The following is a 13,902-nucleotide window of genomic DNA, read 5'->3' as shown; positions in this document are numbered from 1 at the left end:
TCGCAGAGGTCGCGCGAATGCCGGTAGGCTTAGCCTCGCGTCCGCTTGCGCTCCGCCTTTGCCATCTGCGCACCGATTCGGCGGCAATCGGCGCCGATGACCGGATAGGGCACGTCGGTATTGGCGGCGATGCGATTGGCCAGATCGGCGCGGCATTGCGCCATCGTCTCGTAACGGGCGGGGACCATTCGCGCCTCGGTGCAATCGACGCTGCCGTCGCCACAGCCCAGGATCGCCATCACATAGAAAATCGGTTCCATCGACCGCCTCCATCTGATGGTGAAAACGCGCATGTGCGATGGACGGTTCCGCATTTGCGCTTGCCGGATCGGGAACGGGGTGTCATGTCTTGGCAATACAGTTCTTGGGGAGCATGACATGGTGTTCAAGGCGTTGTTGGCAGCAGGGGCGGCGATGATGGTGGCGCAATCGGCGATGGCGGCGGATGTCCCGCTGATCGAACGGACCAAGCTGTTCGGCAACCCGACCAAGACCGGCGGGCAATTGTCCCCCGACGGCCAGTGGATCAGCTTCATCGCGCCGCGCGACGGGGTGTTGAACGTCTGGGTCGCTCCCATCGCCACCCCCGACCAGGCGAGGCCGCTGACCGCGGAAAAGACCCGGCCGATCCGCCAGGCCTTCTGGTCGCCCGATTCCCGGTCGATCCTGTTCGTCAACGACAAGGGCGGCGACGAGAATTTCCTGCTCTACGGCGTCAACGTCGCGACCGGCGAGCAGAGGGCGTTGACCCCGTTCGAGAAGACGCAGGTTCAGATCGTCGGCACCAGCGAGACGATCAAGGACCGCATCCTGGTCGGCGTCAACAACCGCGATCCGCGCTGGCATGACGTGTACGAACTGAACCTGACCACCGGCGCGCTGACCAAGGTGATGCAGAATGACGGCTATGCCGGGTTCCTCGCCGACGACCAGTTGCACCTGCGCATGGCGGCCAAGGCGCGGCCCGATGGCGGATCGGACTATTACCGGGTCAATGGGACGACTGTCGAGGCGACGCCGGTCGTGCAGTTCGGACTGGACGATTCGCTGACCACCTCGCCGCTCGGCTTCACGGTGGACGGCAAGACGCTCTACTGGATGGACAGTCGGGGCCGGAACACCGCCGCGTTGATGGCGCAGGACATGGGTAGCGGCAAGATGGCCGTGATCGGCGAGAGCCCCAAGGCCGATGTCGGCGGCGGTCTGTTCAACCCCAGGACCGGCCGGGTCGAGGCCTATTCGGTCAACTATCTCAAGCGGGACTATGTGCCGATCGGCGATGCGGTGAAGGCGGACCTGGCTTTCCTGAAGGCGCAGAACAAGGGCGAGTTCTCGATCGGGTCGCGCACCGATGCCGATGACAAGTGGCTGGTCACCTTCGATCCGGTCACCGCACCCGCCTCGACCTGGCTGTACGACCGCAAGGCGAAGACGCTGACGCAACTCTATGTCAGCCGCCCCGAACTGGCCGATGCGCCGCTGGTCCCGATGGAGGCGGTGGAGATCCCCGCGCGCGACGGGCTGACCCTGGTATCCTACCTGACCAAGCCCAAGGGCGCGACCGGGCCGGTGCCGATGGTGCTGTTCGTCCATGGTGGTCCCTGGGCGCGCGACGGCTATGGCTATAACGGCTATCACCAGTGGCTCGCCAACCGCGGCTATGCGGTGCTGTCGGTCAATTATCGCGGCTCGACCGGCTTTGGTAAGAATTTCATCTCGGCGGGCGACCTGCAATGGGGCCGCAAGATGCATGACGACCTGATCGACGCGGTCGACTGGGCGGTCAAGCAGGGCGTGACGACACCCGACAAGGTGGCGATCATGGGCGGCTCCTATGGCGGCTATGCGACGCTGGCGGGCCTGACCTTCACGCCGGACAAGTTCGCATGCGGCGTCGATATCGTCGGGCCGTCGAACCTGTTCACCCTGCTCAAGACGATCCCGCCCTATTGGGAAGCGGGCAAGCAGCAATTCTACAAGCGGATGGGCGACCCGACGACCGAGGAAGGCCGTGCGCTGCTCAAGGAGCGCTCGCCGCTGACCTTTGTCGACAGGATCAAGAAGCCGCTGCTCATCGGGCAGGGCGCCAACGACCCCCGCGTCAATGTCGCGGAAAGCGACCAGATCGTCTCGGCGATGGCGGCCAAGAGCATCCCCGTCACCTATGTCGTCTTCCCCGACGAAGGCCATGGCTTTGCCCGGCCCGCCAACAATATCGCCTTCAACGCAGTCGCGGAGAATTTCCTGGCCCCCTGTCTGGGCGGTCGGGCCGAGCCGATCGGCGATACGCTGAAGGCCTCGACGGCTGAGGTGAAGCATGGCGCGGAGTTCGTGAAGGGGTTGAAGTAACCGACCATGGCCCCAGCGCAGGCTGGGGCCTTTTCCCGATGCGGAGTGATCCAGGGAGCGCCGCCCGCGCTGGAATGACGTCTTGCCATTGAACTTCGCGCCTGCTCCGCCGACATGGGGTGAACATGCCACCCCTCGACCCCACCGCCGGTACGCCTGATCGACCGCTGCTCCCGACGCTCCGCCGCTTCCTCCCCTATCTCTGGCCCGCTGGAGCCCCCGCCCTGCGGGCGCGGATCGTGGCGGCGATGGCGCTGGTCGTCGTGTCCAAGCTTATCCAGGTGCTGGGCGCGGCCTATACGCTGAAATACGCGATCGACCGGATGGCGGGGGGCGACCGCAGCGCGGTGATGCTGATCGTCCTGCTGGTCATCGGCTATGCGGGCGCGCGGTTCGGTACGACCCTGTTCGACAATCTGCGAAATGCGGTGTTCGAGATGGTGGGGCAGGACGCGACCCGGCGGCTGTCGGCGGACGTCTTCCGCCACCTACACCGGCTGTCGCTGCGCTTCCATCTGGAGCGGCGGACCGGGGCCGTCACCAAGGTCGTCGAACGGGGGACGAAGAGCATCGATACGATGCTGTACTTCCTGCTGTTCAACATCGCGCCGACGCTGCTGGAACTCGCGCTGGTGCTGACGATCTTCGGGCGCAGTTTCGGGCCGGTGCTGGTCGTCACCACCATGGTCATGGTGGTCGGCTATATCGTCTTCACCCGCAAGGTGACCGACTGGCGCAACGCGCTGCGCACCCGGATGAACGACCTCGACACCGGCGCGGTCGCGCATGCGGTCGACTCGCTGCTGAATTTCGAGACGGTCAAATATTTCAACGCCGAGGAGCGCGAGGCGCGGCGTTATGAGAACGGCGTCGCGGCCTATGCCCGCGCCGCGACCAAATCGGAAAATTCACTCGCCTGGCTGAATGTCGGGCAGGCCGCGATCACCAGCCTGATGCTGGGCTTCGCCATGGCCTGGGTCGTGCGCGAATGGAGCCGGGGCGCGGCGTCGCCGGGCGATGTGGTGTTCGTCTCCACCCTGTTGTCGCAGCTTTTCCGGCCGCTCGACCTGCTGGGCATGGTCTATCGCACCATCCGGCAGGGGGTGATCGACATGGGCGCGATGTTCGACCTGATCGACACGCCCGCCGAGGTGATCGATGCCCCCGGCGCGCCGCCGCTCCGCGTCGCGGGCGGGCATGTCCGGTTCGAGCGGGTCGTCTTCGGCTATGAGCCCGATCGGCCGATCCTGAAGGGGCTGACGCTCGATATTCCGGCGGGCACCACCTGCGCTGTGGTGGGGCCGTCGGGGGCGGGCAAGTCCACGCTCGCGCGGCTGCTCTATCGCTTCTACGACGTGAACGCAGGGGCGATCACCATCGACGGACAGGCGGTCGCGGCCGTCACGCAGGATTCCCTGCGCGCCGCGATCGGGATCGTCCCGCAGGACACGGTGCTGTTCAACGATACGATCGGCTACAACATCGCCTATGGCCGCGAGGGCGCGGGCCAGGGGGATGTCGAGCGTGCCGCCAAAGGTGCAGCGATCGCCGACTTCATCGAACGCCAACCCCAGGGCTATGCCACCCGCGTCGGCGAACGTGGCCTGAAACTGTCGGGCGGCGAGAAGCAGCGCGTCGCGATCGCGCGCACCCTGCTGAAGGATCCGCCGATCCTGATCCTGGACGAAGCGACCAGCGCGCTCGACAGCCGGACCGAGGCGGATATCCTGGCCACGCTCCAGGCGATCGAACGCGGGCGCACGACCCTGGTCATCGCGCACCGCCTGTCCACCATCGTCCATGCGGACCAGATCGTCGTGCTCGACGGCGGCCGCGTGGCGGAGCGGGGCACGCATGGCGAGCTGCTGGCCTGGGGCGGGCTCTATGCCGAGATGTGGGCCCGCCAGGCCGCCGAGGTGGAGCAGGCCGAGGAAGAGGATGCGCTGCTGGCCTAGGCGCGATGTCAGCGGCAGCTAAGCCGTATCTGATGGGCGGGCTTGTCGAATACGATCGACGAGCAGCGGTCGAGCCGGTCCGCGCCGATCGACAGGCGATCGCGCTTGATGTTGTGCTTGCCCTTGCCGGTCACCACCACCTCATTGGGGTCGGCGGCCTTGTCGGCGTCGGCGATCCTATCCGTCTTGCCATTGTCTGTGGTCCGCACGCCCAACGATCCTATGGTGAGTGGCCCGACGATTAACGGGGTCGCCAGCGTCATGGTGCGGATCGGGCGTTCGACGCCGAAAGCGATTTCGGTCGTGCGGGTCGAGCCTGACAAAGTGCCGCCATAGGCACGGGCCAGCCGCACTGCCGCGCCCGCATTGGCCAGGGTGTACGGATGGTGCGGATCGAAGCGAATGCGCAGCGGCTCTCCCTCCACCATGATGGTTGCGAACCGCTCGGCCCAGCCGCCGAACAAATCGCCTTGATCGGCCATGGGAAGGGCGATCGTGCGTTCCCCGGCGATCGGTTCGCGCAGACGGAAGCGGACCACGGGTTCGGGCAGACTGCCCGGCCCGAAGACTCCCGCAACTCCGGTGGCGAAGGGCTGTGGGGTGAAACCGATCCGCCGCTTTTGTGGCTTTTCCGAGCCGAACGTGACCCGTGCCACGGCGGTGCGACCCGCGATCAGCTTGGGTCCTACGCCATAGCCGACCCCGATCATGCCCGCCTTCATACCTGCCGCTTCGGCAAATTCCTGGGTGATCAGGGGCATGGCCGGAACGCCCGGATCGATGCGGACGATGCGCGTGACGCCGTTGATCGCGATCGGTTCCAGTCCATCCGGCGCGACAATCCGCTCCTGAGGCGGCGAGGACGCCGCAATCCCGAAGGTCGCGAGCAAAGCAGTAACACTCTTTGGAAAGTCAATGGCCACGAGCATTTTCTTCCGTAATGTTGCGTATCAGCAACATTGCCGCGAATCGTGGCGCAATAAGGGCCGGATCGGACGAACGTCTGCGTGCTGGCTCGGCTTCGCAAATCTTTCCTTTTGTCCTGACGAGCGGGCAGTAGGTGGCCGGTCATCGCCGTTCAACATTGGATCAGTGCGGGCGTCTCATGCGCCAATGGACATAGGAAAAGATGATAGGCACCAGTGAGGCTCCGAGCAGCGCCGTCAGCACGAGTCGCGTCTTGCTATCGTCACCGATCGGCAGCAGCGCGACGATGACGATGCCCAGCCCGGCCCCCGCGAACATCCACGCGCCGAACCGGTGGGTCGCGATCCAGTTGTCGGTGTCGCTGATGGTCCAGGGCGTGCGGATGCCCACGAAGAAACCGGGACGCGACTTGGGCAGCGTGTTGCCGATCGCGATCAGGAACAGGCCGAGCCCGATGAGCAGCAGGTTGCCCGGCGGCGTCCAGCCGAAGGCAGGCCCTGCCACCACCGCCTCGACGCCGATGAACAACGCCAGCATCCCTGCCCAGGCGGTGCGCAGCAATGGGGCGCTGCCCGCCATGTCGCGCTGGAGCGGCTCGATCCGGGGCAGTGCGGCCATCACGGCGGAGACGATCACCGTCAGGACGACCGGCATGAACAGCGCATGGGCGGCCGTGGCGAAACGATCGGGCTGACCCGCGGCGTTCCAATGGGTCGGCAGCGTCGTGCCCGGCGGTAATCGGCTCAGCGCCAGCGCGGCGACGACCGCCAGTCCCAGCGCCACCAGAGCGGAGGCCATGATCAACGGGCGGAAGGACATGATCTTGCCTCCTCGGATTCCTCGTCGCCCACGCCCAGCCGGGTCATGAAGCCCATGACCACCTGTTCCAGCACCGACAGGTTCAGCGTGTAGAGGATGGTGGTGCCCTGCTGCTCGGCCTGGATCAGCCCGGCGGCCTTCAGCTTGGCGAAATGAGCCGACATGGTGGGACGCGACACGTCGAACGCATCGGCAAGGGCCCCCGCCGACAGCCCGCCGCCGCGCAGCATCTCCAGGATGCGGCGGCGGGTGGGATGGGCGAGGGCTTCGAACACCGGGTCCATGCCCGATGTTTAGCATGAAGGCTAATTAGTAGAAAGGCTAAATAAGATAGGTGTCGGGATCCTGCCCACTGTTCCGTCTGGGCGGTGGGAAGGGGCTATTTTCGCTCCAGCATCAGGGCCGCCGTGGCCTTGGCGCTGCCGACCACGCCTGGAATCCCCGCGCCCGGATGGGTGCCTGCGCCGACGAAGTACAGGTTGGGGATCGAATCGTCGCGATTATGGACCCGGAAATAGGCGCTTTGCGTCAGGATCGGCTCCAGCGAGAAGGCCGAGCCCATATGCGCGTTGAGGTCGGTTGCGAAGTCGGACGGTGCATAATGGAATTTGGTCACGATCCGGTCGTGGATGTCGGGGATCAGGCGACGGCCGACCTCGTCCAGGATGCGCTTTTCCAGGATCGGCCCGACCTCGTCCCAGTTCATCGGGAACTTGCCCATGTGCGGTACGGGGGCAAGCGCATAGAAGGTCGAATGCCCCTCCGGCGCAAGGCTGGGATCGGTAACGGTCGGGTGATGGAGGTAGAGTGAGAAATCCTCCGACAGCACGCCGGTATCGTAGATATCGGTCAGCAGGCCCTTATAGCGCGGGCCGAACAGGATCATGTGGTGCGGGATACCCGGCCAGGCGCCCTTGATCCCGAAATGGACGACGAACAGCGAGGGCGAGTAGCGCTTGCGTTCCAGCCGGTCGACCGTGCGCCGGGCCGATCGGTTGTCGGACAGCAGGTCGCGATAGCTGTGCATGATGTCGGCATTGGTCGCCACCGCATCCGCCTGGATCGTCATCCCGCTCTTGGTGACGACGCCCGTCGCCCGGTCGCCCAGCGTCTCGATCCGCGTGACCGGATCGCCCAGGCGCAGCACGCCGCCGATCCGTTCGAACTGCGCGACGAGCCCCGCGACCAGCCGGTTGGTGCCGCCGCGTGCGAACCAGACGCCGCCGTCGCGCTCCAGCTTGTGGATCAGCGCGTAGATGGCGCTGGTCGTCATCGGATTGCCGCCGACGAGCAGCGTGTGGAAGGAAAGCGCCTGGCGCAGCTTCTCCGACTTCACGAATTTGGACACCATGGCATAGACCGAATTCCATGCCTGGTATTTCGCCAGCGCCGGGGCGGCCTTCACCATTGAGGCGAAGTCGAGAAAGGCGACATGGCCCAGCTTCTCATATCCCTCGCGATACACGCCCGCCGCATAGTCGAGGAAGCGGCCATAGCCGGCGATATCGTCGGGGTTCAGCTTGGCGATCTCGGAGCGAAGCTGCGTGTCGTCGTTGCTGTAATCGAAATTGGTGCCGTCGACCCAGTTGAGCCGATAGAAGGGGCTGACCGGATCGAGCTTCACATCCTCCGACATGCTGCGCCCGGTCAGCGCCCATAGTTCCTCCAGGCAGGCGGGATCGGTGATGACGGTGGGCCCGGCATCGAAGGTGAAGCCGTCGCGCTCCCAATAATAGGCGCGGCCGCCCGGCCTGTCGCGCGCCTCGACGATGGTCGTCTGCACCCCCGCCGATTGCAGCCGGATGGCGAGCGCGAGGCCACCAAAGCCCGATCCGATGACGACCGCGCTCCTCATGCGCGGCCTCGCAGGGCGGCGATCGCCCGCATGATCGGCACCGGCGGCCGCCCGGTCAGAATTCGTGCCTTGTCGGCCATGGTCGATTGCCCTGCATAGAAGCGCCCGATCAGGTCGGGCGACAGTCGATAGAAACGCTCTAGAACGCGGTATCGCTCATCGGGCTCGGCGGCCTTGAACAACATCGTGTCGAGCATACGGTAAAAGCCGCGCGCGTCCCAGGCGGCGCGCGCCATGCCATAGGTCGCGTCATGCAGGTCGGCGCCCGCGAAGTCGCGACGTTCGGCCAGCATCGCCGCCATGCGGATCGCATCGGGCAGCGAATAGCCGGTGGTCGGGTGGAACAGCCCGGCGCGCATCCCGGCCTTGGGCGTCCTGGCCCCGCCGCTGCGCCAATAGCCGTCGAAATCGCCGCCCATCGCGACCGGCAGCACACCCGCCTCCTCGCGCACCACCTCGCCGGTGACCCAGCCACGGGCATCGGCGTAACGCTCGATCCGCTGGACGATGGCGCGGCGGTTCAGATCGGAGGAGGTCGAGTAATAGGTGTCCTCGACGAAGATGCGATCCTCCGCGAAGGGCAGGCAATAGACGAAGCGATAGCCGTCGATCTGCTTGACGGTGGCGTCCATCACCACCGGCCGCGCGCAGCCATGCGGGCGTTCCAGTCGCAACTCCTGCCCGACGAATTTCTGCCATCCGCAGGACAGGGCGGACAGGTCGCCCGCGCCGCGCGCGTCGATCACGCCGGTCGCCTCGACCCGGTCGCCATCGGCGAAGACCGCCGCCGTCGCCGACACCGCCAGCACCTTGCGCCCCAGGATCAGCGCATGGGGCGGCAGGGCGCGGCGGACCTCGGCATCCAGGCGACGGCTCTCAATCGAATAATAGGTCTGGTTCAGCGTGCGGGCATGGGCGGGAAAGGCGACGTCATAGGCGCGCCAGCCATGCGCGACCAGCCGCTCGACGATCCAGCGATCGCGCTTGGCCACGTCGCTGCCGAAAAAGGACCAGATGTGATTGCCGCCGATGGTCTCGCCCGCGTCGACCAGTCGGACGTCGAGCGACGGGTGACGCGCCTTGAGCGCCAGCGCGATCAGGCCGCCCGCCAGCCCCGCACCAATGATCGCGACATCGCAGGAGATTTTGGCAGCCATCGCCCTACCGCTACCGCAAAGCAGCGTTCAGGCAAAGGGGCGGCGCCATTACAAAAGGACGGCGGTGTCGGGCGCCGCCCCGGTCGCGAAGCTGCCGGTGATCCGCCACGCCGCCAGATCGATCATCGCGATCCGGTCATCGTCGAGCGCCGCGTAGAGCGTCCTGCTGCCGGCGGGCAGGTTCAGCCCCGGCGCGGCGGCGGGCAGTGGCAGCCGCGCTTCCTCCGCAAGGGTCGTCGGCGCGTGACGGGTCAGGCTCTTGTCCGCCTGGTTGGAGACGATCAGGCGGCCATCGCCCTGGACGATGACCCGCACCGCCTCGCCGCGCAGTGGCTGGCGCGCGCGGGGCCGGAGCGTGACGGCGTCGAGCGCGTGGAGGATGCCCGCCGGGCGGTCGACGACATAGAGCGTCCGCTCGTCCGGGCTGAGCGCCAGTCCTTCGGGCGCGGTGCCGATATGCTGCTTGATGGGTGCGAAGGCGGCATCGTCGGGGTTCACCATGATCACCATCCCGCTCATCGTATCGGCGATATAGGCGCGAGAGCCATCGGCCCTGACGACGAAATAATGGCTGCGCGCCCCGCCGACCGGGATCATCCGGTCGGGCGTCTCGGCGGTGGCGGGCGTGTCGAACCGGGCGAGCAGGCTGTCGCTTTCGGACAGGGCGTAGAGGCGACCCTGCGCATCCATCCGCATCCCGTGCCAGCGGCGATGCGGAGCCATGTCGATCGTGCGCGCCAGCTTCCGTTCGGCCAGGTCGATCACCCAGAGCTGATGCCCGCCATCGCCCGCGAACTGCCAGCCCTTGACGCCGTAGCCGCCGACATAGGCGAACCGGCCCTGAGGATCGGCGACCATCTCATGCGGCTGGGGCCCGAGCGGAACGGTGCCCAGCCGCCGCCCGTCGGGCACGCTGTAAAAGGCGACCCGGCCGTCGCCCTTCTCGACGATGGCGAGCGTACCGGGGCGGGCCGGCTGGGCAGCCTGGGCGCGCCGCCAGGCGAGAGGAAGGGCGGCGGCCATGCCCAGCGCGGCGAGGCTCCACAGCCCTTGACGGCGATCGATGAGCGACATTGGGGGCGACCTTCCTGCAAGATGTCTCATAAGGACAGACGACACGGGGACGGCGATGTTCCGTGGAGATTCGCACGACCGCGCGCCGAAGCCCCGCCGATACGTCTTTTTGATCGATGGGCCTTCACCACCAGTTGCGGTGAAACGGCCCATTGAATAGGTGAAACGCATGATCCGTCCTTTGAACGAAAGCGTCGCCGTCGCCCCCCAGATCCTCCCGGAGGATGTCGCGGCCATCAAGGCGGCGGGCTATGCCGCGATCGTCAACAACCGGCCCGATGGCGAGGAACCGGGACAGCCGAGCGGCGATTCGATTCGCGCGGCGGCGGAGGATCACGGACTGGCCTATACCGCCATCCCCGTGACGCCCGGCGGGTTCAGTCACGAGATGGTCGACCAGATGACCCAGGCGCTGGTCGAGGCCAAGGGGCCGGTGCTGGCCTTTTGCCGGTCGGGCACGCGCAGTTGCAACCTGTGGGCGCTGGCGGCGGCCAAGGCGGGCCGCAACCCGACTCTGATCGTGATGCAGGCCGAAAGTGCGGGCTATGACCTGTCGGGCCTGCGTGCGACGCTGGAAGCCCTTTCGGACGCGGCGGGATGACCCTGCCTTTGACGGGCGCCCTGGCGGGCTGGGCGCTTGGCGGGATCGGTATCGGCACGGTCCTGGGCGGGGTCGGCATCGGCTGGCTGCTGCGCGGCCGGCGCGACCGGCGGCTGGGGTCGCCCGACGAGGTCGCGGCGGCGGCCGAGGCGGCCTTGTCGGGCTTTGCGGTGACGGGCGCAGTGGTCGGTGCCGATGGCCAGGGCGCTTTGGCGGTGGCCCGGGACGGCCGGGTCGCGGTGATCAAGCTGCGCGGGCGGCGGATGGTCGTGCGCGAAATCCCTTGGGCGCATATCCGCTCGACCGCGGGGGGCATCGTCGCCGAGATCGAGGGGCGGTTCGGCCCGGTGATGCTGGCGGGCGTGGACGTTCTGGACATCCGGCGACTGGCACCCCGCTGATCCTTTTCCCCCCTTGGCGGGGGGAGGATCATCAGTCCCGCAGCGCCCGTTCGCCCTCATACATATAGTCGCGGGTCACCGGCACCGACAGGCGACCGCGTGTCAACTGCACCTGATAATTGCACAGGCCCCCGTTGCGGAACGCCGCGCCCGCGCCCGCCAGATAGAAGAGCCACATGCGGTAGAACCGCTCGTCATAGAGTTCGACGATCCGGTCCTTCGCCGCCACCGTCCGGTCGTACCAGATGTCGAGCGTCCAGCCATAATGGCAGCGCAGCACCTCCACATCGGTCAGGAACATGCGCAAGCCCTCCTGCGCGCGCACGATCTCCGACAGCGCCGGATTATAGCCGCCGGGGAAGATATATTTGGTCGTCCAGTCGTCGGTGACGCCCGGCCCGCTCAAGCGCCCGATGGTGTGGAGCAGCATCACGCCGTCCTCGCTCAATAGGTCGCGGCACTTGCGGAAGAAGGTCCGGTATTGTGGAGGGCCGACATGCTCGAACATGCCGACCGAGACGATACGGTCGAACCGCCCCTCCACCCGGCGATAGTCGATCAGCTCGAACTTCACCTTGTCGGCGACGCCCAGCGCCTCGGCGCGGGCGCGGGCGACCTTCAACTGTTCCTCGGACAGGGTGACGCCCAGCACCTCGGCGCCGCATTTCTGGTGCAGGTAGAGCGCCATGCCGCCCCAGCCGCAGCCGATGTCGAGCACCTTCATCCCCGGCTCGATCGCGAGCTTGGCGGCGATATGCGCCTTCTTGTCGCGCTGCGCCCGCTCCAGGTCGTTCTTCGGATCGGTGAAATAGGCGCAGCTATATTGCCGGTCGGTGTCGAGGAAGAGTTCGTAGAGCGTGCCCGACAGGTCGTAATGATGGGCAACGTTCTTCTTCGAACGGCGCTCCATGTTGATCCGGTCGACCCGGTGCTTGATCGCGCCGCCTGCGCGGACCAGCCAGGACGGGTTGAGATTGGCCCCGCCCGCTTCCCATTTGTCGTTGACGGTCAGCAGTTCGACAAGGTCGCGGACATCGCCCTTCTCGACGACGAGGCGGCCGTCCATGAACGCCTCGCCCGCCGCCAGCGCCGGGTTGCGGACGATCTGCCCGGCGACGCGGCCGTCGGTGAAGCGGATCGCGACATCGGGATAACCGGGTTCGGGCGTGCCGAACTCGCGCACCGAGCCGTCATGATGGGTGAGGGACAGGCGGCCCTTGCGGACCGCGCGCGACAGAAAGAGATCGATCAGCGCCATATGGCACGAACTAGTGCCTTAAATTCCGGCATACCAGTCATAATCGACATGGTCTTCCCAATAGCCGCCTTTGCCCAAACCTATGTTGGACAAATTCTCCACCGCATCGATCCGCATCAGATATTTGGCGTGCTTGTAGCCCAGTTGCCGCTCGACCCGCAGGCGCAGGGGGGCGCCGTGCCCGATGTCCAGCATCCGGCCGTTCATCCCCCAGGCCAGGATCGTCTGCGGGTGGAAGGCGTCGATCAGGTCGAGCGATTCATAATAGGGTTGCCCGCCGTACAGATCGGCGCAGGTGAAGACGACATAGCGCGCCCGGTCGCTGATCCGCGCGGCCTTCAGCACGCTGCCCAGCATCGGCCCCATCCATTCGCCGATCGCGCTCCATCCCTCGACGCAGTCATGGCGGGTGATCTGGCGACGCGCCGGGAATTCGCCGACCTGCCGGAGCGAGAGGGACAGGGGGGTGCCGACCAGGCCGCCGACCTTCAGCCGCCAGTCCTCGAAACGGTTGGCCACCAGCGCGGCATATTCCGGCGTCCCCGGATTGCGGGTGCCGTTGGTGCGGAAATAGGGCGACATCTGGTCGCGGCGATATTCCGGCGCCAGCGCACCCCGGTCCATCAGCGCGCGCTGCAATCCCCGTTGCATGTCCTCGCCCGCGAACAGGATCTTGCGCGCGGTCGGTTGCTGGATGATCCGGTCGCAGCCCGCCAGGAGCAGGCCCGCGCCGCCGGTCAGGATAGTGCGGCGGCGGATCATTCGGGAATCCTCCAGCGGCCGGTGATCATCGATCGCACCTCATTGAACGGTCCTGCCAGGATGACGAGCACCAGGTGAACGATGGTGAACAACGCCAGCGTGCTCGCGGTGATGAAATGGATCGACCGCGCCGACTGCCGCCCGCCCAATATCTCCAACACCCAGGGCCAGGCGGCGTTCATGCCCGGCGACAGCGCGATTCCGGTCAGGATGGCCAGGGGAAGGGCGACGAACAGGACCAGCACGTAACTCAGCTTCTGGAACAGATTATAGGCGCGCGGATCGCGCTCGTCATGAAAGCGGAAGGCCAGATGCCGTTTCAGGTCGGTCCATATCGCGCCGGGCCGTAGCTCATGGCCCCGGATACGCAGGTCGCGCTGGAAATGCCGGGTCATGAGGCCCGCGACCATATAGGCGAGCAGGCCGAAGCCCAGCACCAGTGCGAAGAACAGATGCCATCGCCGCGAGATCGCCAGATTGTAGCGCGAAGGGATGGTGATCCAGGCGGGGAAATGGGGAAGCGTTGCCCATTCCGGGTCGAAATTGGCGCCATAGCGTCCCCAATAGAGTCGGGGATGCGCGTTGGAGATGCCCAGCCCCGATCCCAGCAGGATCAGCACCGCGACCGCATTGACCCAGTGCCACAGTCGCGTCACCAGTCCGTGACGACGAAGGACCTTTTCGGGTCTTTCCGGCTCGGTCGGCGTTCCCGATTGCATCCCTTCTCCCTTTCGGTGACGAAAA

The 13,902-nt window shown here is 66.3% G+C and carries 14 protein-coding genes; 4 read left to right on the top strand and 10 right to left on the bottom strand.

Annotated elements, in window-relative coordinates; genetic code table 11:
- Positions 1-29: 29 nt before the first annotated feature.
- Complete coding sequence (locus ABDV78_RS04865) at positions 30-260, bottom strand: hypothetical protein (RefSeq protein WP_343526128.1); 231 nt, start codon at positions 258-260, stop codon at positions 30-32.
- A 118-nt stretch (positions 261-378) separates the two neighbouring features.
- Here ABDV78_RS04865 and ABDV78_RS04860 point away from each other — a divergent pair, with 118 nt between their 5' ends.
- A complete protein-coding gene (locus ABDV78_RS04860; RefSeq protein WP_343526127.1) occupies positions 379-2,349 on the top strand; it encodes a S9 family peptidase in 1,971 nt (656 codons plus the stop codon).
- Between the two features lie 125 nt (positions 2,350-2,474).
- Positions 2,475-4,304, top strand: coding sequence for an ABC transporter ATP-binding protein/permease (locus tag ABDV78_RS04855; RefSeq protein ID WP_343526172.1), 1,830 nt, complete (start codon positions 2,475-2,477; stop codon positions 4,302-4,304).
- 8 nt (positions 4,305-4,312) lie between these two features.
- Here the strand turns inward: ABDV78_RS04855 and ABDV78_RS04850 are convergent, their stop codons facing one another.
- The 6 genes from ABDV78_RS04850 to ABDV78_RS04825 all read right to left on the bottom strand — a co-directional run bounded on the left by ABDV78_RS04850 (position 4,313) and on the right by ABDV78_RS04825 (position 10,136).
- A complete protein-coding gene (locus tag ABDV78_RS04850) occupies positions 4,313-5,194 on the bottom strand; it encodes a hypothetical protein (protein ID WP_343526126.1) in 882 nt (293 codons plus the stop codon).
- A gap of 199 nt (positions 5,195-5,393) precedes the next feature.
- Positions 5,394-6,029 carry an SdpI family protein gene (locus tag ABDV78_RS04845; protein WP_343526125.1) on the bottom strand — a complete coding sequence of 212 codons (636 nt, stop codon included), beginning with the start codon at positions 6,027-6,029 and terminating at the stop codon, positions 5,394-5,396.
- Between the two features lie 2 nt (positions 6,030-6,031).
- Complete coding sequence (locus ABDV78_RS04840) at positions 6,032-6,334, bottom strand: metalloregulator ArsR/SmtB family transcription factor (protein WP_343526124.1); 303 nt, start codon at positions 6,332-6,334, stop codon at positions 6,032-6,034.
- A gap of 95 nt (positions 6,335-6,429) precedes the next feature.
- Positions 6,430-7,905 (bottom strand): phytoene desaturase, encoded by a 1,476-nt coding sequence (locus ABDV78_RS04835; protein WP_343526123.1) that lies wholly within the window; start codon positions 7,903-7,905, stop codon positions 6,430-6,432.
- Entirely contained in the window at positions 7,902-9,062 is a 1,161-nt protein-coding gene (crtY, locus tag ABDV78_RS04830) for a lycopene beta-cyclase CrtY (RefSeq protein WP_343526120.1), read from the bottom strand. The genes ABDV78_RS04835 and crtY overlap by 4 nt, the downstream gene beginning before the upstream one ends.
- A gap of 48 nt (positions 9,063-9,110) precedes the next feature.
- A complete protein-coding gene (locus ABDV78_RS04825) occupies positions 9,111-10,136 on the bottom strand; it encodes a twin-arginine translocation pathway signal protein (RefSeq protein WP_343526118.1) in 1,026 nt (341 codons plus the stop codon).
- 169 nt (positions 10,137-10,305) lie between these two features.
- Here ABDV78_RS04825 and ABDV78_RS04820 point away from each other — a divergent pair, with 169 nt between their 5' ends.
- Together ABDV78_RS04820 and ABDV78_RS04815 are read left to right on the top strand one after the other, a co-directional pair.
- Positions 10,306-10,737, top strand: a complete 432-nt coding sequence (locus tag ABDV78_RS04820; RefSeq protein WP_343526117.1) for a TIGR01244 family sulfur transferase — start codon at positions 10,306-10,308, stop codon at positions 10,735-10,737.
- A gap of 8 nt (positions 10,738-10,745) precedes the next feature.
- A complete protein-coding gene (locus ABDV78_RS04815; RefSeq protein ID WP_343526115.1) occupies positions 10,746-11,138 on the top strand; it encodes a hypothetical protein in 393 nt (130 codons plus the stop codon).
- 31 nt (positions 11,139-11,169) lie between these two features.
- On the opposite strand, the gene ABDV78_RS04810 is transcribed toward ABDV78_RS04815, so the two are convergent.
- From ABDV78_RS04810 to ABDV78_RS04800, 3 genes are read right to left on the bottom strand one after another with little or no spacing between them, the layout of a single operon-like run.
- Entirely contained in the window at positions 11,170-12,396 is a 1,227-nt protein-coding gene (locus tag ABDV78_RS04810; RefSeq protein WP_343526114.1) for a cyclopropane-fatty-acyl-phospholipid synthase family protein, read from the bottom strand.
- 18 nt (positions 12,397-12,414) lie between these two features.
- Complete coding sequence (locus tag ABDV78_RS04805) at positions 12,415-13,158, bottom strand: molybdopterin-dependent oxidoreductase (protein WP_343526112.1); 744 nt, start codon at positions 13,156-13,158, stop codon at positions 12,415-12,417.
- Positions 13,155-13,877: a cytochrome b/b6 domain-containing protein gene (locus tag ABDV78_RS04800; RefSeq protein WP_343526111.1), complete on the bottom strand. Its 723-nt coding sequence runs from the start codon at positions 13,875-13,877 to the stop codon at positions 13,155-13,157. The genes ABDV78_RS04805 and ABDV78_RS04800 overlap by 4 nt, the downstream gene beginning before the upstream one ends.
- Between the last annotated feature and the right edge of the window lie 25 nt (positions 13,878-13,902).

The organism is Sphingomonas sp., assembly GCF_039594485.1.
Lineage (GTDB): Bacteria > Pseudomonadota > Alphaproteobacteria > Sphingomonadales > Sphingomonadaceae > Sphingomonas.
This window is presented reverse-complemented; position numbering and strand designations above follow the sequence as displayed.

Coding starts and splice junctions, on each gene's coding strand:
- ABDV78_RS04835 (WP_343526123.1), bottom strand. CDS start 7,905: ATGAGGAGCGCGGTCGTCATCGGATCGGGCTTTGGTGGCCTCGCGCTC.
- ABDV78_RS04820 (WP_343526117.1), top strand. CDS start 10,306: ATGATCCGTCCTTTGAACGAAAGCGTCGCCGTCGCCCCCCAGATCCTC.
- ABDV78_RS04845 (WP_343526125.1), bottom strand. CDS start 6,029: ATGGCCTCCGCTCTGGTGGCGCTGGGACTGGCGGTCGTCGCCGCGCTG.
- ABDV78_RS04855 (WP_343526172.1), top strand. CDS start 2,475: ATGCCACCCCTCGACCCCACCGCCGGTACGCCTGATCGACCGCTGCTC.
- ABDV78_RS04805 (WP_343526112.1), bottom strand. CDS start 13,158: ATGATCCGCCGCCGCACTATCCTGACCGGCGGCGCGGGCCTGCTCCTG.
- ABDV78_RS04865 (WP_343526128.1), bottom strand. CDS start 260: ATGGAACCGATTTTCTATGTGATGGCGATCCTGGGCTGTGGCGACGGC.
- ABDV78_RS04860 (WP_343526127.1), top strand. CDS start 379: ATGGTGTTCAAGGCGTTGTTGGCAGCAGGGGCGGCGATGATGGTGGCG.
- ABDV78_RS04840 (WP_343526124.1), bottom strand. CDS start 6,334: ATGGACCCGGTGTTCGAAGCCCTCGCCCATCCCACCCGCCGCCGCATC.
- crtY (WP_343526120.1), bottom strand. CDS start 9,062: ATGGCTGCCAAAATCTCCTGCGATGTCGCGATCATTGGTGCGGGGCTG.
- ABDV78_RS04825 (WP_343526118.1), bottom strand. CDS start 10,136: ATGTCGCTCATCGATCGCCGTCAAGGGCTGTGGAGCCTCGCCGCGCTG.
- ABDV78_RS04810 (WP_343526114.1), bottom strand. CDS start 12,396: ATGGCGCTGATCGATCTCTTTCTGTCGCGCGCGGTCCGCAAGGGCCGC.
- ABDV78_RS04800 (WP_343526111.1), bottom strand. CDS start 13,877: ATGCAATCGGGAACGCCGACCGAGCCGGAAAGACCCGAAAAGGTCCTT.